This is a genomic window from Paenibacillus sp. B01 (assembly GCF_009649995.1).
Lineage (GTDB): Bacteria > Bacillota > Bacilli > Paenibacillales > Paenibacillaceae > Paenibacillus_O > Paenibacillus_O pasadenensis.
The window spans coordinates 5493071-5515353 of sequence record NZ_CP045802.1 but is presented as its reverse complement, the minus strand read 5'-3'; the positions used below and the strand labels follow the sequence as shown (position 1 = coordinate 5515353).

Here is a 22283-nt window from a genome sequence, read left to right as displayed (position 1 = left end):
GCAGCTCGTTTTCATTGTATGGAACACTCGGTATTACCGACCGCTTGGCGACAGGGGGAAGCGGGCATTGCCCGCACCCGGAACGGCAGAGAGGAAGGCGGAGGCAGAGAAGGATTCTCTTCCAAACGCGCTTAATCTCTCTGAATCGCGGGATTTTAATCGAAGTAATCCTGAGAATGATATTGTATTACTAAGTGATATTTCTGTTCTCATCCCTGCCCGCAACGAGGAGCGGAACCTGCCGCGCTGCCTGGAAAGCCTGCTCGCGCAGCGCGGCCGGCCGCGGGAAATTCTCGTCCTCGACGACCGTTCGGACGATGACACGGCGGACATCGCCCGGCGATTCGCCCGGCTGCCGGACTCGCGTATCCGGCTGCTGGACGGCCGCGAGCTGCCGGAAGGCTGGCTCGGCAAGTCTCATGCCTGCGCCCAGCTGGCGGCGGAGGCGTCGGGCAGATGGCTGCTGTTCCTCGATGCCGATGTCGCGCTCGAGCCGGAGGCGCTGGAGGCGGCGGCCCGCGAGGCTTCCGCGCAGCGGAGCGGACTCGTCAGCGGCTTCCCCCGGCAGGAGACCGGCACCTGGATGGAAAAGCTCGTCGTGCCGATGATGCTGTTCACGATCCTCTGCCATCTGCCGCTGCGGCTCGTGAGCCGCTCGCGCGATCCGCGCTTCGCGGCGGCGAACGGCGCGTTCATCCTGATCGCCGCCGACAGCTACCGGCGAATCGGCGGACATGCCGCGGTCCGCTCGTCGCTGCTCGACGACATGGAGCTGATCCGTCTCGCCAAGCGCGGCGGGGAGCCGGCGCGGCTCGCCCGCATCGACGCGCTCGCCTCCAGCCGCATGTACCGCGGCGCCGCCGAGGTGTGGACCGGCTACCGCAAAAACCTGTTCCCCGGCCTCGGCCGCAGCCTGCCGCTGCTGCTGGCGGTGAGCGCGGCTTATGCGGCGCTCTACCTGCTGCCTGCGGCGGGGCTGCTGGCGGGGCTCGCGGCGTGGGCTGCCTCAGGCCAGCCCCCGGCGTGGCTGCCGGCGGCCGCCGCGGCATGGGCGCTCGGCGCGCTCGTCAAGCTCGCGGTCGACGTCCGCGGAGCGGTGCCGGCTGCGTACTGCCTGCTGCTGCCGGCGAGCATCGCGCTCGTGCTGCTGATCGGGGCGGACTCGGCCCGCTGCCATTACCGCAAGCGGGGCTACGAATGGAAAGGAAGGCGATACGCATGAACGACGGGTCCAGACTCGGCCGCGGCCCTGAGCTGCCGCCCGCGCGCGCCGCGGCTGCGAGCTCCGGCCGGACCGGACGCCGCATCGCCGTCGTCGGAGGCGGGCTCGGCGGCCTGTCCTGCGCGATCCATCTGGCGGCCCGGGGCTGCCGGGTGACGCTGCTGGAGAAGGAGCCGGAGCTCGGCGGCAAGCTGCAGCGCGTCGAGGAGGGCAGATACCGCTTCGACAACGGGCCGAGCACGCTGACGATGCAGCCCGTATTCGACGCCGTATTCGCCGCCGCGGGGCGGAAGCGCGAGGACTACGTGCGCTTTCGGCCGCTCGATCCGATCGCGCGCAGCCGCTTCGCGGACGGGTCGGTCGTCGACCTGACCGCCGACGCGGAGCGGATGGAGGCGCAGATCGCCGTCTACAGCCCCGAGGATGCGCGGAGCTACCGAGCCTACATGCGGGAGAGCGCGCGGCTGCATGCGCTCGCCGAGCGGGAGTTTCTGAGCGGGCTCATCCTCGGCTGGAAGGACCGGCTGCGTCCGTCGCTGCTCGCCGGCTTCGCCCGCATCCGGCCGCTCGCCTCGATGGACCGCGTGCTGCGGAGCTATTTCCGCCACCCGAACACGCTGGCGATGTTCGGCCGCTATGCGACCTATGTCGGCTCGGCTCCGCGGCAGACGCCGGCCGTCTTCAACATGATGGCGCATATCGAGGCCGGAGACGGCGGCGGCAGCGGCGTATTCGCCGCGGACGGCGGCAGCTACGCGATCGTGGAGGCGTACGCGCGGCTCGCCCGCGAGCTCGGCGTGGACATCCGCACGCGGGCCGAGGTCCGGCGCATCGCCGTCCTGCACGGCCGCGCGGCCGGCGTCGAGACGGACGGCGGCTTCGTCCGGGCCGACGCCGTCGTCCTGAACGCCGATCCGCTCGAGGCGCTGCGCCGGCTCGTGCCGGAGCTCCATCGCCCGTCGACGCCCGATCGGCGGCTCGACCGGCTGGAGCCTTCGGTAGCGGGCTTCGTGCTGCTGCTCGGACTGCGCGGGGAGCTGGGCGGCCTGCTGCATCACAATGTCTTTTTCCCGAACGACTACGAGGCGGAGTTCGACGATCTGTTCGGACGGCGGGAGCTGCCGGCCGATCCGGCCATTTATGTGTGCCGGTCGGGCGGCGGGGCGGCGGCAGGAGCGGTCGGCGGCAGCGGGCGGACGAGCTTGTTCGCCCTCGTCAATGCGCCGGCCCAGCGGGACGGGCTGGACTACGAGGCGCTCAAGGACGCCTATGCCGAGCGCATCCTCGGCCTGCTCGAGGCCCGCGGCCTGAGCGGCATCGCGGAGCGGACGGGCCCGCAGGCGGGCGGCCTGCGCCGCGTGCTGACGCCGGACGATCTGGCCCGGCGGACGGGCGCCTGGCGCGGAGCGATCTACGGCATGTCGTCGAACCGGCCGAGCCAGGCGTTCTTCCGTTTTCCGAGCCGGGACCGCGACATCCGCGGCCTCTGGTATGCGGGCGGCTCCGCCCATCCCGGCGGCGGCACGCCGATCGTCACGATCGGCGGGCGGCTCGTCGCGGAGCGGCTGCTGGAGGAGCTGGGCGATTAGCGCGAATTCCAATATGCGGGTGAAACTTTTTTCCAGATTGGGCCGTATCCATCTCCAGCATCATTCCCCGGCCGGCAGTCCTTAAGCGGACCCGAGGGCGAGCGGAATGAGCAACTATCGGTCAGGGAGCGTGGGCGGCATGTCCTTCTTCAAAAACATGATGGCTTCGATGGGTATCGGAGCGGCCAAGGTCGAGACGGTGCTGGAGGTGCCGTACAGCGGCGTCCGTCCCGGGGACGAGATCTCCGGGCGGATCCTCGTCGAGGGCGGAGCGGTTCCGCAGCAGATCAACGGCATCGAGCTCGTGCTCATGACGAGCTATATCAAGGAAGTGAACGACAGCAAGGTCAGAGAGAACGTCGCGCTGGCCCGCCTGCCGCTGCGCGAGTCGTTCCAGATCGGCGCCGGCAGCCGCGAGGAATTCGACTTCCGCTGGGTGCTGCCGCAGCATACGCCGATCACGGCCGGCGGCACGCAGGTGTGGATCAAGACGTCGCTCGACATCGCGAGCGCCCTCGATGCGGCGGACAACGACTACATCAAGGTGCTGCCGCATCCGCTCGTCGCCAGCGTGCTGGAGGCCGTCGAGCGCCTTGGCTTCCGCACCCGCGAGGTGGAGTGCAAGCATGTCGGGCATTCGCGCTACGGAGTGCCGGTGCTGCAGGAATTCGAGTTCGTGCCGCGCACGCGCGAGTTCGGCCGGCTCGACGAGCTGGAGATGGTGTTCCTCCCGTCCCCGGGCTACGTAGACGTGATGATGGAGGTCGACCGCCGGGGCGGCGCCTTCTCCGAATGGCTCGGCACCGACGAGACGCGCGCTTCGTTCCGCCTGCACGAGGCGGATGTGCGGCGCGGCCCCGATGCGCTGGCGCGGGAGCTCGGCGCCCGCATCCGCAGCTATATGTAGCGACGGCAAAAAGCCTCCTTTCCGACCTTCGGCCGGAAAGGAGGCTTTTTTCATGCGATGCGGGCTCCGCTCAGGCGGACGCCCGCTCGCTCGCTCGCAATCAGCGCTGGCGCGTCAGCTCGGCATAGCGCGCGTGGATCGCGCGCGCGACCGGCCCCGGCGAGCCGGAGCCGATCGGACCGCGCCCATGGACGCCGGCGATCGGTACGAGCTCGATGCCGCTGCTCGTCAGGAACGCCTCGTCGGCGGCCAGCAGCTCCTCCGGCCCGAACGCTTCCTCGATGAACGGGATGCCCTGCTCCTCGGCGATGCGGCGCACGGCGATGCGGGCGATGCCGCCGAGGATATGGTTGGTCGCCGGATGCGTGCGGATCGCGCCGTCCCGGACGAGATAGGCGTTGGAGCTCGAGCCCTCGGTCACGAAGCCGTCCCGCACGAGCACCGCCTCGAAGCAGCCCGCCTCCACGGCGGCCTGCTTGGCGAGGATATTCGGCAGCAGGTTGAGCGACTTGATGTGGCAGTTCAGCCAGCGCTCGTCCGGATGGAGCAGCACCTGCACGCCTTGCTCGCGGACGCCGGGGGCGAGCTCGCGCCACGGCTTGATCGTCATCGTCAGCGAGGACGGCACCGACGGAAAGGCGTGGTTGCGCGGCGCGACGCCCCGCGTCACCTGCAGGTAGATGTCGCCGCTGGCGAGGCCGCTGCGCGTGACGAGCTCGTCCATGATCGCGCGCAGCTCGCCGCGGTCCGGAGCGATGTCGATGCGGATCAGGTCGGCGCTGCGGTACAGCCGGTCGAGATGCTCCTCCAGCATGAACGGATGGCCCTCGTACACGCGGAAAAATTCATAGACGCCGTCGCCGAACTGATGGCCGCGCTCCTCGATCGGCAGCACCAGCTCCTCCAGCGACACGAAGCGTCCGTTGATATAGCCGAGACTTGTCATGCTTGCTTCCTCCTTCGGATGAATGCGTTCTTCCTGCGGCACGCCTATGGGCCCGGAGCCGTCCGCCAGCCGGACGAGCGGCCAGCGCTCCAGCCAGCCCTTGGCCGCCACCCGCCGCGCGAACAACGACGGATCGCGCTGCAGCGGGCTCGGGCGCAGCTTCATGGCGAACAGGTCGCTCAGCCCGTGCGGGGCGAGCGCCTCGACCTGATCGTCCGACGAGAGCCGCAGGGCGACGGGGGTGGCGGTCTCGGGCCAGCGGCTCATCGCTTCCGCCACGCCGGCGAACGGCTCGTCCCCGTTGATCGGGTGCATGCGCGCCTGGTTTTTGACCGACCAGCGCAGGCCTGGCCTGGCCGCGGCGAGCGCCTGCTCCCACGGCTTTTCGGCAGCCTCGTCGGGGCAGGCGGGATCAAAGTAGACGACATCGGCGTCGTCCAGGGGCGTGCGCTCGGCGCGTCCGTGCAGACGGTCCCAGACGAGGTTGCGGACATAGCCGGCGGCGAGCCAGGCCCCGGGCGGACCGTGCTCGCGGACCTGCCGCAGATCGGCGAGCAGCTCCGGCTCCGAGGCCGCGAAGTCCAGCAGGCGGCGCAGCAGGGCGGCCTCGGCGTCGCGGCCGGGCGCGTTTCGTTCGGATTCACAGGCATCGGATCGGTTCGTCAGAGATCGGCCTCCTCCCGCATCGGAATCGTGATCAGCATTCAGCATACTGCGGACAGAGGGGCGTGCACAACCTCGCGCTCACGATTCGAAGCGAACTTCGCGATTCGACTCGCTCACCTCGTAGAGCAGCAGAATCTTCAGACTGTAGAGCAGGCGGGATTTCAAGCGACGAGTCTCCTTTCCGAATCGCGACAGCGAATGATCCCTATCATACCAGCGCTGGGCATGAATGGAAACCGGATCGTTCCATCGCAACCTTCGCTCGATCCGGCTCGTCCTAAGGGCAGCATCGGCCCGCGCAAGAGCGGGCAAGCGGGAGAAGAGGAGGCGAGGGAATGGGCGCCATCATCTGGATCAACGGAGCGTTCGGCTCCGGCAAGACGCAGACCGCCTGGGAGCTGCATCGGCGGCTGCCGGGCTCGTTCGTGTTCGACCCGGAGAACGCCGGGTACTACATCCGCGAGAACCTGCCGGCGGAGCTGGAGGCTTCTTTTCCATGAGCGGGCTCTTCCCGAGCGGATGCCGGTCTTGGCTGCCAAGGGAACAACCGCCGCCGAGAGCGGTTGAACCAGGAAAGAAACGAAGCCGAATCGGCTTGCGGTTCGTACCCAGTTCCATGGAAACGAAACGAGGGAAAGAGGAGGAGAACCGATGAAGAAACGCGGACGCTGGATTTGGCTCGCCGTGACGCTGGCGCTGCTGGTCGCGATCGGAGGCTGCACCGCCTGGTATTTCAGCACGGAGAACGGCTCCAGGCAGCTGAAGACCTGGAAGTCGAACAATGCCGGAGGACTGGAGCGGACCGTCAAGGTGTACGATCAGAACGGAAATCTGCTGCAGCAGTATGAGGGACGCATCGACATCCAGGACACGGAGTACGGCAACAAGGTGCTGTTCGACCTGAACGGCAAGCGCATCGTGATCTACAACGCCACCGTCATCGTCGAGGAAAAATAACCGTTCCCCGCCGCGCGCGGCCAGGTTTCCCCTTACTTCGACACGGGGGCTGGGTTACACTGGGTATGCCTGTACCGGCCTATGGTCCGGCTCCGTCCTCATCGGCGTCCGACAGCAGCTGACCCGGCCCGACAGACGCCAGCCGACGCCAGCTTCGTTCGAAGAAGGAGGAAGCCGATGGAAACGCTTGCCGCTTCGCTGTTCTTTCTCATCTATGCGCTCATCGCCGGAGTGCTGGTGTACCGGCTGCGCAAGGGCACGTTCCGCCGCCTGCGCAAGGAAAACGCCGGACTCGTCGCGCTCGTGCTGCTCCAGCTGCTTCTCCTGAACGGCACGGCCGCGCTCAAAACGGTGCTCGGAGCGGCGATGGCGGCGCTGTTCGCGGTCGGCTGGCTGCTGGCGGACAAGGCCCGGCAGCGCGGACAGCCGTGACGATTGCCCAGGAAATATTCCCCTGAACGGGGAACAAGCTGTGAACTTGCCGGACTACGGAAGGAAAACCGCTGCCCCTGTCGAATGATATTACCAGGCAATACCGCCTGGCCGCGAACAGGGCGCGCCCGCGCCCGGCCGGCCGTGGCCGGCCACAACCGCTCTCCCGAGCCGAGAGACGAGGAGGAACCGAAACATGAAGGTACATTTTCAGGTAGGCAACGACAACGGCAACAGCGAGCATGATCTGTTCGTCGACGGCAAGATGATCCGCCAGCCGAACGTATGCTGCCGGGTGGACAAGCTTCCGTGGAGCGACGAGCTGCCGCCGGAGAGCTTCATCCGCAACCTGCAGGACCAGCTGATCGTCACGATCGATTCCCCGGCGGCGCGCCCGGGCATGTACTATATCGGCAAGTTCGCCCTGATGAGCGGCGAGCTGCTGGAGAATCTGCAGATCGGCATCGACAACAAGGCCGACATGGATCTGCCCATCATCAACACGCTTGCGCAGGTCGCGGCGGTAGCCGTGCAGCGCGCCTACGACGAGGCCAAAGGCGTGCCGAGCGAGCCGATCGAGGTGACGGTCGACATGGCGACGGCGCTGCCGGTCACGCAGCATACCGACGAGAACGCGGCGAAGTTCGAAGCCAAGTTCACCGAGGGCACGCACCGAGTCACCGTCCACCTCAACAAGATGCGCGTGCCGGTAAGCATCGTCTTCGACTACGTCAAGGCGATTCCGGAAGCGACTCCGGTCGTATTCGCCCTGCAAAAGGACCGCGAGGGCGCTTGGCGCTCGGGCGACATTTTCGCTGAGTTCGTCGAAGCGTACGAGCTGGGGTCCAAGTTCAATGGCTCGTACTTCAAGGACAAGCGCGTGCTGCATACGGACATCGGCGACGGATCGACGGAATATCCGATCACCGAGGGCAACAAGTTCCTGCGCCAGTTCGTGCACGGCAGCCATCACGGCGCCGGCTACGCGATCGAGGAAGCGCTTGACGACTTCAACCGGCTCGTGCATCTGCCGGACAGCCCGCGCCAGTTTTTCAGCGACGTCATCAAAAACCCGCAGCATAAATACCATAGCCGCGCGATCCAGACGCTGCGCCGTCCGCTCGAGGGACAAGCCCGCCATATCGTGCAGAACCTCCGCAAGCAGCTGACCAAGGCGCGTAACGAGATCGACGTCATCTGCGTGTACGGCGGGGGCAGCGTGCTCATGAAGCCGATCCTGCAGCCGATGCTCCAGGAGCTGTGCGAGGAGCGCGAGATCAAGCTGCTCTACATTCCGGCCGAGCATGCGGTGACGATGAACGCCGAGGGCCTCGATGCCTTCGTGCGCGGCAAGATCTTCGAGGCGCTCAAGGCCAAGGGCCCGAAGCAGCCGGCCTGAGGCCGGCACAGAACGACAGCAGGCGAAGGCGCACAGGGGGTGAGGCCGGGTGAAGAAGATCAAGCAGCCCGGAGAGAATATCAGCCTGAAGACGAAGAAGAACGAGTCGCCCGAGGTGATGGACTGGATCAACGGCCAGTCGAACCTGATGGACTCGATCCGTTATCTGGTTGAAAATGAGATCCGCGCGAACGGCGTGCGGAATCTGCAATTGTTCATTCCGGCCGAGAGGGGCATCCTCGTGGCCGGAACGGCGGGCGGCGGCGCGGCCTATGCCGCCTCCGCAGGCTTGACGGCGCCGACGGAGCTTGCTGCCGCGGCCGGCGAAGCGTCGGCGGCCGCGGGCGAGGCGGCTGCGGCCGCTGAGGTTGAGATCGAGCAAAATCGCTACGCTGACGCTGAAGAAGAAGGCGAGGAAGGCGGCATCGCTGACGCCGCTAGTGCCGGCGGCATTGGCGAGGAAGGCGACGTCGCTGACGCCGCTAGTGCCGGCGTCGATCTTGAGGGAGACGATATCGACGATGACGATATCGACAGTTGGATGTAGCAGCCGCGCGGTTTTTGCGCATCCGGCTGTGCTCCGACCAGGAGCCGGCTTTGCCGGCTCGCCTATGGTTTTAGCGCATGGAACCGCTCGAGCGGTTCCATGCGCTTTTTTTACGCCTAATCCGACAAGGCCCGCATGATGTTGGATTTCGCCTCTGCCGCAATCGCTTCATTCCCGTCATCGACCGCTTGCATCAAGATCAGGATGGGGATGTATACCGCGATCAGCCGCGCCAGCAGCTTCGTTTCCTCGTCCGCTCCTCCGTACGTCTCGAAAAACGCGCCGCGAGCGCAAGGCGGCAAAAAGCTATAAGCAACGCTCAAATCGCAAGCCGGATGGCCTACGTTCAGATCGCCCCAATCAATGATGCCGGAAACGATCCCGTTCTCATTCACAAGCATATTTTTGAAATGAAGATCGCCATGCAGCAGCACATTCACCGACTCGACACGGTCCTTTTGCAGCCTGCCCATATACGCTTCGATCGCATCGGACTCCTCCGGCGACAAGTGTTCAACCACCTTCGATAGAAATCCCGTCATTTGCACTTTGCGCGACGCGATGTCCGTCAAGTTTCGATGATCTTGCCGAGCTCCGCCCTTCAGCGCCGCCTGCACGGGAAACTCATGCAATCTGCGCAAAAATTTCGCCAGCTTTTCTACCGATAAAGCCCGGCGTTCTTCCGTCAAGCCGATGGGGAAATCTCCTGGCACGTAGGCATAGCCAAGAAATGGCGCCGGGTATTCGTCACTTGCTTCGCCGTAAAACAACGGTTTCGGATAGGGGATGGTCATATAGGGCTCCAGCTTCGGCAGCAGCTTCCCTTCTATACGAATCGTGCCGATTGCAAATGTTCTTCTTGGAAACCGGAACACGTACTCATCCCCGATGAGAAAAACCGTATTGTCCCAGCCCCAGCCCAAACGCTTCACTTGCTTCGATGACAGCTGAGGAAATTGTCTGCCGATCAGCGTCCGCGCCTGCTCCTCGTCGATCTCCCACTCCGCATCCCATAAATTCGTTCCTCCCATGAATAGTCCGCCTCCTCGTTCCTTATGTTATTTAGATGTCTACATTCCCTAAAAGTTACGCATGACGGCCCGTTAGCTTAACAAGCGGCCCCGAGCCGTGTCCGCGCCGGCAACCGCCTCGCGCAAATCTGCCGCCCGCCGCGAAATGGCGCCATTTTTCCGGATGGCGTCTGCGGGGGCGCATAAAACGCTTGCGGCCTGTAAATTCTGTCGAGGGAATCCTCATTTTTCTTTTGCAGTTCCGTCGTTTAAGTTGTAAACTTACGTGTAGAAGTTCCGGGCCGTTTACGGGCCGACAACGCAAAGACCGGGAAAGCGACCGACCCTCGTCGTTCGCGGCCGGGTGCAGCAGGTCAGCGGGTACGGGCAAGATTTTGCGCCTTGTTTTGTGAAATTTGGTACAAAGCCGTCCCGGCCCGCGAGCCTGCCGATCCCGCAGCGAAGCGAATTGCCTCCCCGACCGGCCGTCCAGCGGCCGCATGGGGGCGGAACCGCATTTCCAGAGTAAAGGAGGAAGTATTTCCATGTCCGACAACCAAACCACTCCAGCGGTGGCGACGCAAGAGCCGGCCGCCGCGCAGCAGCGCGACATTCTTGACCAGCTCATGAAGCCGGAAGTGCAGCAGTCCCTTACGGTGCTCGTCGACAATCTTCCGAAGCTGGCCGAAATCGTGACCCTCATGACCAGCTCCTATGACGTGGCCAAGTCCCTCGCTACCGACAAGGTGCTGCTGAGCGACTTCGGCGGCGGCCTGGGCGAAATGGTCAAGCCGATCGTCGACAAGACGAAAACGGTCGCTCAAGCAGCGATCGAGGCAGGCGACCATGCGGCCAACGAGTCCAACACGGTCGGCCTGTTCGGCATGCTGCGCATGCTCAAGGATCCGAACGTGCAGCGCACGCTGCGCTTCACGCAGGCGTTCCTCGAAGCGCTCGGCGAAAAGGAAAAGCAGAAGAACTAGAACGAATCCCGTCCTCCCGCGCGGAGGCCGATAGAACGTGAACGGAGGATGAACATGGCCAAGCATATTCTTATCCTGGGCGGCGGCTACGGCGGACTTCTCGCTGCCACGACGGCGCGCAAGCATTTTACGCCGGAGCAAGCCCAGATTACGGTCGTCAACCGCATCAATGCGCATCAAATCATCACCGAGCTGCACCGTCTGGCCGTCGGCAACCTGTCCGAGGGCAACGTCGCGCTGCCGCTCGACAAGCTGCTGCGCGGCAAGGACATCGACCTGAAGATCGGCGAAGTGACCGAGATCAAGCCGGACGAGAAAACCGTCAAGCTCGGCACGGGCACGACGCTGTCGTATGACGCGCTCGTCATCGCCCTCGGCACCGAAACGGCCTTCTTCGGCATCCCGGGCCTGCAGGAGCACAGCTTCACTCTCAAGTCCGTCGCCGATGCCAACAAGCTGAAGGCGCATGTCGAGGCTTCCGTGGCGAAATACAAGCAGTCCGGCGACAAGGCCGACCTGACCTTTGTCGTCGGCGGCGGCGGCCTGACGGGCATCGAGCTCGTCGGCGAGTTCGCCGACATGCTGCCGGGCCTCGTGAAGCAGCACGGCATCAGCTACGATGACGTGTCCCTGTACTGCGTCGAAGCCGCTCCGACGATCCTCCCGGGCTTCCCGGCCGAGCTGGTCGAGCGCGCGACGACTTCTCTCGAGAAGCGCGGCGTCGTCTTCAAGACGGGCCTGCCGATCACCGAGATGAAAGGCAAGACCGTTTCCCTGAAGGACGGCAGCACGATCGAGTCGAGCACGGTCATCTGGACCGGCGGCGTGCAAGGCACCGCTGTCGTGGCGAACTCGGGCATCGAGGTCAACCGCGGCCGCGCGACGGTGACGGAAGGACTGCAGTCGACGTCCCACCCGGATGTCTTCATCGCCGGCGACAGCGCCGTCGTCATGGGTCCGGAAGGCCGTCCGTTCCCTCCGACGGCTCAGCTGGCCTGGCAGATGGGCGAGCTCATCGGCTACAACCTGCATGCCTACTTCAACGGCTATCCGCTCGATACGTTCCAGCCGGTATTTTCCGGTACGCTGGGCTCGCTCGGCCGCAAGGACGCGATCGGCACGATCGGCGGCAACCAGACTCGTTTGAAGGGCCTGCCGGCTACGCTGATGAAGGAAGCCTCCAACATCCGCTACCTGTCGCATATCAACGGCCTGTTCTCCCTGGCTTACTAAGCGATTCGGCAAGCAGCCGCGCGGCAAGGAATTCCGATTCCTTCCGCGCGGCTTTTTCGTTCTCAGAGCCTTGTCCGAGGCGGGCGCGGCTCTTTGCCGGGCTGCGATTCGTTTATCGCTTTCCCGTTCCGGGTAAGAAGAACCAGATGCCGCAAGGCCACCCTTACCGAAAAGGAGCGATCAGACATGGCAGATGGACTGAGCGATAAAGTAAAAGGCGCCGTCAACAAAGCAAAGGGCGAGGTCAAGGATCAATGGGGCAACGCGACGGACAATCCTCGCCTGCAGGCGGAAGGCAAGATCGACAAGGCGAAGGGCGAGGTGCAGGAGAAGATCGGCGAGCTGAAAGACCGTAGCTAGTAAGGCGCGTATCGCGCGCCGCCAGTAAGGCGCGTATCGCGCGCCGCCAGTAAGGCGCGGTCCGGCAGAGCGCCGCCAGTAAGGCGCGGTCCGGCAGAGCGCCGCCAGTAAGGCGCGGTCCGGCAGAGCGCCGCCAGTAAGGCGCGGTCCGGCGGAGCGCCGCCAGTAAGGCGCGGTCCGGCAGAGCGCCCGCCTGAACCGCCGCCGCTCGACTCGGCAAGTCATTCCCGATCCCACCCGATAAGCTTCCCTGCTGCGCAAGCAGCGCGGCGGAGCTTGTCTTTTTTGTTCCGCTGCAAGCGGAGCTGCGCTCGGCTTGCGGCGTCATGCCGCCGCCTGGCTGCCTGGCTGCTTGGCTGCTTGGCTGCCTGCTGTCGGCCTGAGCGGCGCCATTTGGAGCGGGCGAGCCGTTCGTTCGGGAGGAAGAGGCGATTTTCCGCCCTGCGTTTGAAATGAGGGTTTTGAAGCGGGATATTCCGCATTATTGTTTGGTGGACCTCTACAAATGTTCGGTTTATTAGCAACCTCTCCCTCTTTTTTGACTCTTTCTTGACCAAAAAAGCCCAATCGGACGGATTTATCCGTTCGATTTCGTCGTTCTTCGCTATTTTATGCGGATTTCCTTTGATAAGGGCCATTTTTCGCACGGCGCCCGAGCCTTCGGCGTCCGCTAATGCGGTGCCTGCCCGCTGCTCCTCGGCATGCTTCGTCGCATCGAGCACGGTTGAATCGCGCCGGCTGAACGTCTGAATTCGGCGGCTGGCCGCACCCGGCCGCTCGTCCAACCGCCAACCCGGATCGTGCGGACCTGTCCTTCCTTCGTTGAGAATTGCTGCGCCGCGTATTCTATTTCGCCTAACCGGTTCGCGCGCCGCTCCATGTTTAGCGCCATTCCATTCCGCTTGCTGTCGCTTTCCCTTCCGGCTGCTTGCCGCGCCTCGCAGCGAGCCGCAATCCAACCAAACCGAAATAAGCCTCCCCATTACGGCAAGTCGGCTTTATTGACGCATGTTTCTGATCATAAAATTGTACATATCAAACCCGTTTTATTCGTGGGAACGGAAGGGGTTTTAATTGGATAAGTTTAAAATGATCAAAAAAAGAACGCCCCTAGGGGCGTTCTTTTGGCTGAGTGCGATCGCTGCTGCGAAGAAGCGGGTTCGGAAAGATCTAGTACAGGAAAGCGCGGCTGATGATGACCAGCAGAATGAAGAGAACCAGAATGGCGCCCGTGCTGGAGTAGCCGAAACCGCCATAGCCGCAACCTGGGCCGACGCCTGCTCCTCCGACGGCTCCGCCGCCTACACCGTAAGACATGTGCAAATCCCCTTTCAAGTTGGATGGATTATTTCAAGTTGAATCGGTTTACGATTTCTCGATCGAGCCGGCAGGATGCCGCTCGCGGGAGTCCGCGATCCGCTCTTCGAGCGGGCTCCTTCTGTGCGAACTAGTAGAGGAACGCCCGGCTGATGATTACCAGCAGAATGAACAGAACGAGAATCGCTCCCGTGTTCGTCCAGAGACCGCCGTAACCGACTCCGCCACAGCCTGCTCCGACTCCACCTACACCGCCAACGCCGTATGACATTTGTCAAATCCCCTTTCGCTTGAGATAAGACATCATACGCATGGGACGGCCGGGATGTTTGGGCAGGGAGGGCATTCGCGCATAAATGGGCATAAGCCGAGATGGCCGGCTGCAAGGGCGGAAAAAGCACGGAGAGGCATGGGGGAGGGCGGCCGTTCGGCCGTCCTCTCTCATGGCTGTTCCGTTGTCTCCGCCGGGGGCTGCGCAGCAGCCGGCGGGACGGCTGGCGTTCGTTTCAACCTACACGAAGAAAACGCCGGAAATGACGACCAGCAAAATGAACAGGACGAGGATGATGCTGGTCGAGGAAGGACCGCGCGAAGCCGAGGCGACTCCGACGCCTTCGACAAACTCGGACATGGGGCAATTCTCCTTTTCTCGTAAGTTACCTCAGCATATGCGAGATTCGCCGGGACGTTCGGACAGGGCGGACAAATGTGCGGTTGCCGCCACGCTCTTGGTGGCGTGCGGTCCGGATCGCTGCCGCCGCTGCAAGAGCGGACGGCCCGCGTCACTGCCGCCGCTGCAAGAGCGGACGGCCCGCGTCACTGCCGCTGCTGCAAGAGCGGACGGCCCGCGGCGCTGCCGCCGCTGCGAGGCGGAAAGGAGCGCATGCAAAATCCCCGCGGCGGCTGCCGCGGGGAACTTCGCTTCAAGTTGGATCAAGCCGCGATTTTGTCAGGTAGTACTAGCAGAGAAATGCGCGGCTGATAATGACCAGCAGGATGAAGAGAACCAGAATGGCTCCGATGCTCGAGTAGCCCCAGCCGCCGACGCAGCCCGCGCCGACACCACCAACACCGCCAACTCCATAAGACATGGTGTCAATCCCCTTTCTTGTGGTATGCGACATCATACGAAGCGGGAGGGCAGGGCGATTGGGCCTTCGGTACAAATGTGCAGGAGCGCAATTCCAGCCATCGCCCATTCGGGTCAAGCCAGACCGGCATAGGAGCCTGGCCGAGGCGCCGAGGCCGCATCCCGGCGTTCCGGAAAAGCGGCGCCGCCGCCTGCTCGAGCGAGCTTCGGCGCCGTCGGGGAGCCGGCTTCCTAAAGCGTGGCGGACGCGGACCGCATATCGGGAGCGCCTCCCCGCATACACTGTAGTCCGCGAAGGACAAGGGGGGGACGGAGCATGGATATTTTCCGGGAAATAATTCAGGAGACGCATGAGCAGGTCATGCTGTGCCACGATGCGCCAAGCGGGCTGAAGGCGATCGTCGTCCTGCACGATACGCGGTCCGGCCCGGCGCTCGGCGGCTGCCGGATGAAGCGCTACGGCTCCGAGGAGGAGGCGCTGCGGGATGCGATGAGGTTGGCGAAGGGCATGACCTATAAAAACGCAGCCTACCGGCTCCCGTACGGCGGAGGAAAGGCTGTCGTCTGGCAGGACGATGGAGATCCGTGGAAGGCGGGAGAGACGGACGAGGCCGCGCGCACGCGGCTTTTTCAAGCGCTCGGCACTCAGATCGAGCGTCTTGGCGGACGTTATGTCGCCGGCCTCGATCTCGGCACGACGATCCGCGACATGGATGCGATCCGGACGCGGACGAAGCATGTGACCGATACGACCGGCACGATCATGGCCACCGACGAATTCACGGCGGAAATGACCGCGTACGGCGTCTACCTGGCGATGCGCGCCGCAGTGAAGAGGGAGATGAACCTGCCGACGCTGCATGACCTGAAGGTGCTCGTGCAGGGGCTCGGCAAGGTCGGCCGCCGGTTATGCCGCTATTTGTACGAGGATGGCGCGCGGCTCCTCGTCTCCGATCTGAATCCAAAAGCCGAAGCGGAGGCGATCCGGCTTTTCGGGGCGAAAAGGGTCAGGACCGAGCACGTCGCCGGCACGGCCTGCGACATTTATGCGCCGTGCGCGGCAGGCGGCGTGCTGGACGACCGGACGATCCCCCGGCTGAAATGCCGGATGGTCGTCGGCGCGGCCAACAACCAGCTGCTGATGGAGCGGCACGGCGAGCTGCTGCACGAGCGCGGCATCCTGTATGCGCCGGACTTCATCGTAAATGCCGGAGGCATCATCATCACGGCCGGCGAGCTGCAGGGGCTCGGCAAGGCGCGGCTGAAGCGAAACGTGGAGGCCGTCGGGCAGACGCTGCTCGACGTGCTCGATCTGGCCGAAGAGCGCGGCATTCCGGCATCGGAGGCCGCCCTGCGGCTCGCGGAAGAGCGGCTCTCGGGCGGGTGACGGCAAGAAAAAAGCCTCCTCCACCGCAGAGTGCGAGTGGAGAGAGGCTTTTGGAGCTTCCGTTCCGGTAACGCCATGCAAAAAGGCTTCGCCCGGCCGGCACCGGTCCCGTAAGGCTCGGCGTGCCACAGCGGCTCAGCCGCCGAGGCCGCGAGCCATCGCCGCGATCAGCCGTCCCGTCCGGTCGAGGCCGTACTCCCAGAACATGAGGCCGCCGAGACCGCGCTCGGCGATGTAGGCGCACTTGGCTGCGATGGACTGCTCGTCGTCATAGGAGATGAACGTCTGCCCGTCGAACAGGTACGGCGCCTGGGCATCCTCGTCCCAGTAGCGCTCGAAGCCGTTCTTTCCGATATACGCCTCGTCGAGCTCGGTGAAGTCGGGTCCGTATCCGCCTGTCGTGGCCGCCATCTGATGCAGGCCCTGCTGCCGGTCCGGCACCCCGCGCCAGAGACGGGAATAGAACGCCGCTCCGAGCACGAGCTTCTCTCGCGGCACGCCGGCGGCCTCGAACAGCCTGGCCGAAGCGTCGGCGCTGATGCGGAACAGGTCGCCCGGCGGCGTGAACAGGTTCGTGTGATGGCCGGTCAGCACCTGGAAGCCGCCGCGCATGTCGTAGGTCATGAGCTGGATGAAATCCAGCAAAGGATGGACCTCGCCCATGTCCGTGCCGTCCAGGTAGTATTGGTCCGCTCCGGCGGCGATCGTAAGCAGGTACGTCCGCCCGTCCGCCCGGCTCTTGGCGTCGAGCGCCTCGCGCAGCTCCCGCAGCAGCAGCGTGAACGTCCGCTTGTCGTCCCGATGGCCTGCGATGCCGGCGACGCTGTAGCTCGGGTACTCCCAGTCGAGGTCGATGCCGTCCAGCGGCAGCTGCTCGAGCGCTTGCAGGGCGGAGGCGGCCATGCGGGCGCGGCCTTCGGCCGTGGAGGCGGCTTCGGAGAACCCTCCGGCGCTCCAGCCGCCGACGGAGAGCAGAAGCTTGAGCTGCGGGTAGGAGGAACGGATTCGGAGCAGCGCGTCGACGTGGCGCAGATGCGAAGTCTGGATCGCGTCCTCCCGCACATGGGCGAAGGCCAGGTTGAGATGCGTCAGCTGCGCCAGATCGCGGTCCGTCAGCAGCGGCAGATGATGGTCGTTCACATATCCCGCGCGGATATAGCTTCTTGTCATGCCCCGCACTCCTCCCACAGCCGCCGCATGTTGTCCATCGCGATGCGCGATGCCGCCCGGCATTCCTCCATGCCCTCGAACTCCACCGTAATGTAGCCGTCGTAGCCGGAAGCGCGGATGAGGCGGATCAGCTTGCGGATCGGCAGGTCGCCGTGGCCGACGATCGCGCCGCGCAGATACTTGCCGTGCGAGCTGCGGAACCAGACGCCGCCGCCGGGGTTCTCGTCCTCGGGACGGACGTAGAAGTCCTTGAAGTGCACGAAGGAGGCATAGGGCAGGTTGTTCATGACGCCGACGACCGGGTCCTCGTCGACGCACAGGAAGTTGCCGACATCGAGCGTCGTGCGGAAGTTCGGCCGGCCGACGGCTCGCAGGATGCGCTGCACCCGGTCGCTCGCCTGGGCGCTGAAGCCGTGGTTCTCGATCGTCGTCGTGATGCCGAGCGGAGCGGCATAGTCGGCGATGCGCCGGGAGCCCTCGACCATCTCCTCGAAGCGGTCGTCGAACCAGCCGATGCCCATCTGCTCCGCCGGAATCGTGAACGCGGTCACGTCATGCCGCATGTGGCGCACGCCGAGTCGGGCGCACAGGTCGACATGCCGCTGCACGCGCCGCACCTCCTCCTCGAACGCCTCCGGCGTCTCCTGCGCGAAGTTGGCCGGCAGGCAGTAGTTGGACAGCTCGATGCCGCGCGCCGCGGCCTTCTCCCGCACGGCGTCCGCCAGCTTTGGATCGTCCACGAGCGTGTACCCGTACGGCACCATTTCCATATGCTCGCCTCCGTTGTCCGCGATCCAGTCGATCGCGTCCAGCACGGTCATTTCTCCCGCCTTGATCGCGTTCAGCAGGCTGTACGTGCTCAGTCCCAGCTTCATCTCATTGGCCTCCTTCTTGGGCTCCGGTCAGTCGAAAAACGAGCGCGAGCGGATTCGGCTCCGAGCGCAGGCGCTCGGGCACCGTCAGCGTCCAGCCCGCGCCGCTGCGCTCCAGCGGCGCGGGAAGCGGATCGCCGGCAGGGCCGGCGAGAGCCTCGGCCGAGACGAAGCCGCTCGGCCCCAAGGCGTCGGCGGCCGGCCCAAAGCCGTCCCGCGCCGAGGCGTGCGCCCCGACCGGCGCTCGGTCCGTCGCGGACGAGCGGCCCGCAGCCGGGCCGCAGCCGATGCCGCCCGGCAGCTCCGGCAGCTCCAGTCGCTCCCCGACCGCCTCTCCCTCGGCATAAAGGCGGATCGCATAAACGAAGCCCTGCTTCGCGGTGAAGAACCAGCTGCCGTCCCCGTAAGGCGCGATCGGACGCGTGCCGTAGATCGCCTCGCCGTTCGAGCGAAGCCACGCGCCGAGCCCGTTCATGCGCTCGATCGCCGTGCGCGGCAGCCTGCCGTCGGGCTGCGGGGCGACGTTGAGCGCCAGGTTGCCGCCTTTGGCGACGATCTCGACGAGCAGATGCACGAGCTCGCGCACGCTTTTGTACTCGTCCTCGTAACGGAAGCTGAACGCCGTGCCCATCGTGATGCAGCTTTCCCAAGGAATGAACATCGGGCGCTCCGGCAGCGTCTGCTCCGGCGTCACGACGTTCTCGTACGGTCCGCCGATCGTGCGGTCCGCCGACAGCAGCCAAGGCTGCCGCAGCCGCGCCCGCTCGACGGCCTCGCCGAGCCGGATGTCCTGGCCGCTGCGCGGGCCGACCCAGCCGGCGTCCAGCCACAGCATGTCGATCCGGCCGTAATGCGTGAGCAGCTCGTCGAGCTGCTCATGCGTGTAGGAGACGAACTTTTCCCACAGCGAGGGATGCTCGGCCGGATCGTAGGACGGCCCGCGGCTCGTGCGCTCGCGCGGCATGTCGGGCGACCAGTAGTACGGCGTATGCCAGTCCGCCTTGGAGAAGTAGGCGCTGATCGCCAGCCCGCGGGCGCGGAAGGCGTCGAACAGCGCGCGGCAGACATCGGCGTAGGGATGCGTATGGAAGGGCGTGTCGCGGCCGGTGACGGAGTAGCCGGTCGTCTTGGTGTCCCACATGCAGAAGCCGTCGTGATGCTTGGTCGTGAAGTTCAAGTAGCGGAAGCCGTTGTCGGCGGCAAGCTCCGCCCACCGCTCCGGCTGGAAGCGGAGCGGGTTGAACGTGCGGTTCAGCCCCGCGACCTCGCGCTTGATGCGCGCCGGATCGTCGGTCCAATCGACGCTTTCGCGGGACCATTCGGCATCGACGTCGTCCAGCGCCCACGACTCGACGATGCCGAGCTGGGAGTAGGGCCCCCAGTGCATCATCAGGCCGAGCTTCTGGTCGCGGAACCATTCCAGCCGCTCGCGCAGCAGCGGTTCGTCCGGCCAGACATAGTCCTCCTCGCGGCTGTAGTTGTGGACGCCCTCCTGGACGTCTCCGTCCTCCAGGGCCTCAAGCGGGAGGCCGGCTGGAAGCGGCTCCGAGGGCTCGGATGCCGCGCCCGAGCGGGTGCTCGGATCGATTCCGAGGGTCAGGCTCGCTTCGGAAGGTCGGTCGTTCATAGGAATTCCTCCTTCGGTTCATTCGGATCGGCAGGACGGAAAGAGCGTTCAAATCGGCTTGCGGCTCTGTTATGATGAAACGGCAACCCTAGTTTGGTTCAGTTAGGCTGTTAGGTCAATTCAGGGCGAAAAGGGAGAGGCCGGCGAAAAAGGCAACCTGCATCCGGGAGGGCGGACCGTACTCATGAGCTACCTGAAATCGCGTTTGTTTCTGAACTATGCTTTGTCCTATCTGCTCATCCTGCTCGTGCCGCTGCTGCTGTTCGCGGGAGCCATCTCGCAGAGCGCGACGGGCAACCTGCAGCGCGAGGTGGAGCGGGCCCACTACAATCAGCTCGTGCAGGCTCGCCATACTGTGGACTCGAGGATGCGCGAGCTCTCGATGATCGCCACCCGCATCGCCTACGATACCCGGCTGACCAACTACCGGACCCATGACCCCTATTACGGCAGCGAGGCGATCCAGGCGCTGGACCAGTACATGGCGACGAGCGCCATGATCGGCGAGCTGTTCTTGTATTTCCATGGCGACGACCGGATCTTCTCGTCGAAAGGCATGTCCGGAATGGACGTCTTCCACGAGCGCTACGCCTTTCACAACTGGCCGTCCCGCACGGTGGAGACGGATCTCGACGAGGCGAAGTTCCCGGCCATGCGGCCGGCGGATCTCGTTCAGCGCACCGCCGGCCTCCAGCAGTCGATGCTCGCCTATATGGTGCCGATCACGCCCGGCAGCCCTAATCCGCATGCCACCGTGCTGTACCTCATCGAGGAGTCTCAGCTCGGCGGCCTGATCGCCTCGATCCTCGGCAGCTACCAAGGCTCGACCTTCGTATTCGACGACAAGGGCCAGGTGCTGACGGCGACGCGGCGGGGAGAGTCGCTCGGCCCGGACGACATCCGCCGCCTGTTCCGCCAGCCCGAAGGGACGCACAGCCTCGAGCTGAACGGCACGAAGCACTCCGTCGTCTCGGTCAAGTCGGAGCAGAACGGCTGGACCTATGTGACGGCGGTGCCGAGCAGCCAGTTCTTCTCGAGCGTCGTCGAGCTGCGCAACATCCTCGTGCTGCTGCTCGGCGCGGTCGCGGCGGGCGGGGCGGGCCTCGCGCTGATCATGGCGCGGCGCCACTACGGCCCGATCTCCGATCTGGCCGCCTATGCCAGCTCCAGCGCCCGGCAGCCCGGCGCGGCCAAGGCGGCGGACGAGCTGGGCCGGATCCGCAGCGTGCTGCAGTATTCGACCCGCATGGCGGATCTGCAGGAGCCGTATGCGCGCAATCATTTTCTCCTCATGCTGCTCAAACACGGCGGCTCCGGCAGCGTCGCGCCCGAGCTGCTGCAAGCGCTTCAGCTCGGATTCGACCGGGAGCGCTATGCGGTGCTCGTCGCCGGCTGGGAGGAGGAGCAGCCGGAGGCGGGCTCCGTCTACGGAAGGCTGCGCAGCCTCTCCATCCCGGAAGCGGATGCGGCCGTCTACGGCGTGGAGCTGCCGGAGCCGCGGCGCATGGCGTTCATCGTCGGCATGAAGGGGCCGGACGGAGAGCGGTCCGATCCGCTCGGCATTGTGCTGGGGAAGCTGCGGCCGCTGCTCGAGGACGCAGGCGCGATCCGGCCGACGATCGGCGCGGGCCGGCTGTACGAGGGGCCGGGGCCGCTCAGCCAGTCGTACATCGAGGCGCTGTCCGCGTTCGAGTCGGCCCAGGCCGCCGGAGCGGGGACGGCGCAGCGATTTGATCTCATTCCCGAGCTGCGGGAGGAGGCGAGCTGGCTGCCGGCCGGCCCGCTGCTCAAGCTGGCGCAGGCGCTCAAGCAAGGCAGCTACGAGGTGGCCGCGGCGACGATTGCCGAATGCGTGGCCGCCATCCGCGCCAGCGTCGCCTCCGCTCCGCTGCTGCGGGCGATGGGCTACGAGGTGCAGGGCACGATGCTGCGCTCTGCGCCCGAGCTCGGCCCGCTGGCTCGCCAGCTGCCTCCGCCGTCGGCTTTCCGCTCGCCGGACGCGCTGGAGCAGGCGCTGCTCGGCCTCGCCGCGCAGATCTGCTCGCAGGCGGAATCCCGCTCGCTCACGGAGGAGCGCTCGCTGATGGACCGCGCCGTGCAGCACATCCATGAGCGCTATGCCGACCATTCGCTCAGCCTCGAGTCGGTCGCCGACGAGCACGGCATCTCGCCGTCGCACTTCAGCCGCTCCTTCAAGGAGAAGACGGGCCTCAACTTCACCGCCTACGTCTGGCAGCTGCGGATCGACGAGGTCAAGCGCCAGCTCGACGCTACGGCCGATCCGCTCAAGGACATCATCCAGCGGGTCGGGTACCTCGATACGCCGAACTTCATCCGCAAGTTCAAGAAGGAGACCGGCATGACGCCGGGCCAATACCGCAAGCGCGGCGAGCCGGGAGGCGGCGCCGGCGCGGAGTAGCCCGCTCGGGCGAGCGCGTCGGCGGGCTGGCGGAACAAGGGAAGAAGTTCCCTTGTCGGAGCGCCTTGCGAGTGGGCGGCCATGGAGCCCGGCAAAAACAAGCAAGCCCGGACGAACGAAGCAGGAGCAGCCGCTGCTTGGTCCCTCCGG

The 22283-nt window shown here is 65.2% G+C and carries 21 protein-coding genes and 2 pseudogenes; 14 read left to right on the top strand and 9 right to left on the bottom strand.

Annotated elements, in window-relative coordinates:
- Window positions 1-67: 67 nt before the first annotated feature.
- The 3 genes from GE073_RS23605 (at window position 68) to GE073_RS23595 (ending at window position 3718) form a co-directional block, all read left to right on the top strand.
- Window positions 68-1222 carry a glycosyltransferase family 2 protein gene (locus GE073_RS23605; protein WP_194843470.1) on the top strand — a complete coding sequence of 385 codons (1155 nt, stop codon included), beginning with the start codon at window positions 68-70 and terminating at the stop codon, window positions 1220-1222.
- Entirely contained in the window at window positions 1219-2811 is a 1593-nt protein-coding gene (locus GE073_RS23600) for a phytoene desaturase family protein (protein ID WP_153784508.1), read from the top strand. The genes GE073_RS23605 and GE073_RS23600 overlap by 4 nt, the downstream gene beginning before the upstream one ends.
- A 139-nt stretch (window positions 2812-2950) precedes the next feature.
- On the top strand, window positions 2951-3718 hold the full coding sequence (locus GE073_RS23595) for a sporulation protein (protein ID WP_028598865.1): 768 nt from the start codon (window positions 2951-2953) through the stop codon (window positions 3716-3718).
- Between the two features lie 100 nt (window positions 3719-3818).
- Here the strand turns inward: GE073_RS23595 and dat are convergent, their stop codons facing one another.
- Window positions 3819-5375: a D-amino-acid transaminase gene (dat, locus tag GE073_RS23590; RefSeq protein ID WP_153784506.1), complete on the bottom strand. Its 1557-nt coding sequence runs from the start codon at window positions 5373-5375 to the stop codon at window positions 3819-3821.
- A 290-nt stretch (window positions 5376-5665) separates the two neighbouring features.
- Here dat and GE073_RS23585 point away from each other — a divergent pair.
- The 5 genes and pseudogenes from GE073_RS23585 to GE073_RS25670 all read left to right on the top strand — a co-directional run.
- Window positions 5666-5812: pseudogene (locus GE073_RS23585) on the top strand (tunicamycin resistance protein); the annotation flags it as partial.
- Window positions 5813-5981: 169 nt separating this feature from the next.
- Window positions 5982-6287 carry a hypothetical protein gene (locus GE073_RS23580; protein ID WP_028598867.1) on the top strand — a complete coding sequence of 102 codons (306 nt, stop codon included), beginning with the start codon at window positions 5982-5984 and terminating at the stop codon, window positions 6285-6287.
- Window positions 6288-6464: 177 nt separating this feature from the next.
- Window positions 6465-6719 (top strand): hypothetical protein, encoded by a 255-nt coding sequence (locus GE073_RS23575; protein ID WP_153784505.1) that lies wholly within the window; start codon window positions 6465-6467, stop codon window positions 6717-6719.
- Between the two features lie 196 nt (window positions 6720-6915).
- Window positions 6916-8118: a ParM/StbA family protein gene (locus tag GE073_RS23570; protein ID WP_028598869.1), complete on the top strand. Its 1203-nt coding sequence runs from the start codon at window positions 6916-6918 to the stop codon at window positions 8116-8118.
- A 49-nt stretch (window positions 8119-8167) separates the two neighbouring features.
- Window positions 8168-8665, top strand: coding sequence for a hypothetical protein (locus GE073_RS25670; protein WP_228551756.1), 498 nt, complete (start codon window positions 8168-8170; stop codon window positions 8663-8665).
- A 116-nt stretch (window positions 8666-8781) separates the two neighbouring features.
- Here GE073_RS25670 and GE073_RS23560 read toward each other — a convergent pair whose 3' ends face one another.
- Entirely contained in the window at window positions 8782-9696 is a 915-nt protein-coding gene (locus GE073_RS23560; RefSeq protein ID WP_028598870.1) for a phosphotransferase, read from the bottom strand.
- Window positions 9697-10220: 524 nt separating this feature from the next.
- Between GE073_RS23560 and GE073_RS23555 the strand changes: the two genes are divergently transcribed.
- From GE073_RS23555 to GE073_RS23545, 3 genes are all read left to right on the top strand, one after another.
- The gene (locus tag GE073_RS23555) at window positions 10221-10658 is read left to right on the top strand and encodes a DUF1641 domain-containing protein (RefSeq protein WP_028598871.1); all 438 of its coding nucleotides are present in this window, start codon (window positions 10221-10223) and stop codon (window positions 10656-10658) included.
- A gap of 54 nt (window positions 10659-10712) precedes the next feature.
- Window positions 10713-11891, top strand: a complete 1179-nt coding sequence (locus tag GE073_RS23550; RefSeq protein WP_028598872.1) for an NAD(P)/FAD-dependent oxidoreductase — start codon at window positions 10713-10715, stop codon at window positions 11889-11891.
- A gap of 186 nt (window positions 11892-12077) precedes the next feature.
- A complete protein-coding gene (locus GE073_RS23545; protein WP_084137222.1) occupies window positions 12078-12251 on the top strand; it encodes a CsbD family protein in 174 nt (57 codons plus the stop codon).
- 221 nt (window positions 12252-12472) lie between these two features.
- Here GE073_RS23545 and GE073_RS23540 read toward each other — a convergent pair whose 3' ends face one another.
- Window positions 12473-13036: a hypothetical protein gene (locus tag GE073_RS23540; RefSeq protein ID WP_028598873.1), complete on the bottom strand. Its 564-nt coding sequence runs from the start codon at window positions 13034-13036 to the stop codon at window positions 12473-12475.
- Between the two features lie 289 nt (window positions 13037-13325).
- On the opposite strand from GE073_RS23540, the gene GE073_RS25665 reads away from it, so the two are divergent.
- Complete coding sequence (locus tag GE073_RS25665) at window positions 13326-13610, top strand: hypothetical protein (protein ID WP_228551935.1); 285 nt, start codon at window positions 13326-13328, stop codon at window positions 13608-13610.
- Window positions 13611-13698: 88 nt separating this feature from the next.
- Here GE073_RS25665 and GE073_RS25990 read toward each other — a convergent pair.
- From GE073_RS25990 to GE073_RS23535, 3 genes and pseudogenes are all read right to left on the bottom strand, one after another.
- Window positions 13699-13794, bottom strand: a pseudogene (locus GE073_RS25990) (YjcZ family sporulation protein); the annotation flags it as partial.
- Between the two features lie 285 nt (window positions 13795-14079).
- Entirely contained in the window at window positions 14080-14199 is a 120-nt protein-coding gene (locus tag GE073_RS25180) for a sporulation protein YjcZ (RefSeq protein WP_194843469.1), read from the bottom strand.
- Window positions 14200-14527: 328 nt separating this feature from the next.
- Window positions 14528-14659, bottom strand: coding sequence for a sporulation protein YjcZ (locus GE073_RS23535; protein ID WP_084137223.1), 132 nt, complete (start codon window positions 14657-14659; stop codon window positions 14528-14530).
- Window positions 14660-14974: 315 nt separating this feature from the next.
- On the opposite strand from GE073_RS23535, the gene GE073_RS23530 reads away from it, so the two are divergent.
- Window positions 14975-16045, top strand: a complete 1071-nt coding sequence (locus GE073_RS23530) for a Glu/Leu/Phe/Val dehydrogenase dimerization domain-containing protein (protein ID WP_153784504.1) — start codon at window positions 14975-14977, stop codon at window positions 16043-16045.
- A gap of 135 nt (window positions 16046-16180) precedes the next feature.
- Here the strand turns inward: GE073_RS23530 and GE073_RS23525 are convergent, their stop codons facing one another.
- From GE073_RS23525 to GE073_RS23515, 3 genes are read right to left on the bottom strand one after another with little or no spacing between them, the layout of a single operon-like run.
- Window positions 16181-17215 (bottom strand): glycoside hydrolase family 18 protein, encoded by a 1035-nt coding sequence (locus GE073_RS23525; RefSeq protein ID WP_028598875.1) that lies wholly within the window; start codon window positions 17213-17215, stop codon window positions 16181-16183.
- Window positions 17212-18090, bottom strand: a complete 879-nt coding sequence (locus GE073_RS23520) for a sugar phosphate isomerase/epimerase family protein (protein ID WP_028598876.1) — start codon at window positions 18088-18090, stop codon at window positions 17212-17214. The genes GE073_RS23525 and GE073_RS23520 overlap by 4 nt, the downstream gene beginning before the upstream one ends.
- Before the next feature lies 1 nt (window position 18091).
- Window positions 18092-19714, bottom strand: coding sequence for an alpha-L-fucosidase (locus GE073_RS23515; RefSeq protein ID WP_153784503.1), 1623 nt, complete (start codon window positions 19712-19714; stop codon window positions 18092-18094).
- A gap of 184 nt (window positions 19715-19898) precedes the next feature.
- Between GE073_RS23515 and GE073_RS23510 the strand changes: the two genes are divergently transcribed.
- Window positions 19899-22133 (top strand): AraC family transcriptional regulator, encoded by a 2235-nt coding sequence (locus GE073_RS23510; protein WP_052333220.1) that lies wholly within the window; start codon window positions 19899-19901, stop codon window positions 22131-22133.
- Window positions 22134-22283 lie beyond the last annotated feature (150 nt).

Bases quoted from the DNA above. Each gene is read 5' to 3' on its own strand.
- GE073_RS23600 (WP_153784508.1), top strand. From the start codon at position 1,219: ATGAACGACGGGTCCAGACTCGGCCGCGGCCCTGAGCTGCCGCCCGCG.
- GE073_RS23595 (WP_028598865.1), top strand. From the start codon at position 2,951: ATGTCCTTCTTCAAAAACATGATGGCTTCGATGGGTATCGGAGCGGCC.
- dat (WP_153784506.1), bottom strand. From the start codon at position 5,375: ATGCTGAATGCTGATCACGATTCCGATGCGGGAGGAGGCCGATCTCTG.
- GE073_RS23580 (WP_028598867.1), top strand. From the start codon at position 5,982: ATGAAGAAACGCGGACGCTGGATTTGGCTCGCCGTGACGCTGGCGCTG.
- GE073_RS23575 (WP_153784505.1), top strand. From the start codon at position 6,465: ATGGAAACGCTTGCCGCTTCGCTGTTCTTTCTCATCTATGCGCTCATC.
- GE073_RS23570 (WP_028598869.1), top strand. From the start codon at position 6,916: ATGAAGGTACATTTTCAGGTAGGCAACGACAACGGCAACAGCGAGCAT.
- GE073_RS23560 (WP_028598870.1), bottom strand. From the start codon at position 9,696: ATGGGAGGAACGAATTTATGGGATGCGGAGTGGGAGATCGACGAGGAG.
- GE073_RS23555 (WP_028598871.1), top strand. From the start codon at position 10,221: ATGTCCGACAACCAAACCACTCCAGCGGTGGCGACGCAAGAGCCGGCC.
- GE073_RS23550 (WP_028598872.1), top strand. From the start codon at position 10,713: ATGGCCAAGCATATTCTTATCCTGGGCGGCGGCTACGGCGGACTTCTC.
- GE073_RS23545 (WP_084137222.1), top strand. From the start codon at position 12,078: ATGGCAGATGGACTGAGCGATAAAGTAAAAGGCGCCGTCAACAAAGCA.
- GE073_RS25180 (WP_194843469.1), bottom strand. From the start codon at position 14,199: ATGTCCGAGTTTGTCGAAGGCGTCGGAGTCGCCTCGGCTTCGCGCGGT.
- GE073_RS23535 (WP_084137223.1), bottom strand. From the start codon at position 14,659: ATGTCTTATGGAGTTGGCGGTGTTGGTGGTGTCGGCGCGGGCTGCGTC.
- GE073_RS23530 (WP_153784504.1), top strand. From the start codon at position 14,975: ATGGATATTTTCCGGGAAATAATTCAGGAGACGCATGAGCAGGTCATG.
- GE073_RS23525 (WP_028598875.1), bottom strand. From the start codon at position 17,215: ATGACAAGAAGCTATATCCGCGCGGGATATGTGAACGACCATCATCTG.
- GE073_RS23520 (WP_028598876.1), bottom strand. From the start codon at position 18,090: ATGAAGCTGGGACTGAGCACGTACAGCCTGCTGAACGCGATCAAGGCG.
- GE073_RS23515 (WP_153784503.1), bottom strand. From the start codon at position 19,714: ATGAACGACCGACCTTCCGAAGCGAGCCTGACCCTCGGAATCGATCCG.
- GE073_RS23510 (WP_052333220.1), top strand. From the start codon at position 19,899: ATGAGCTACCTGAAATCGCGTTTGTTTCTGAACTATGCTTTGTCCTAT.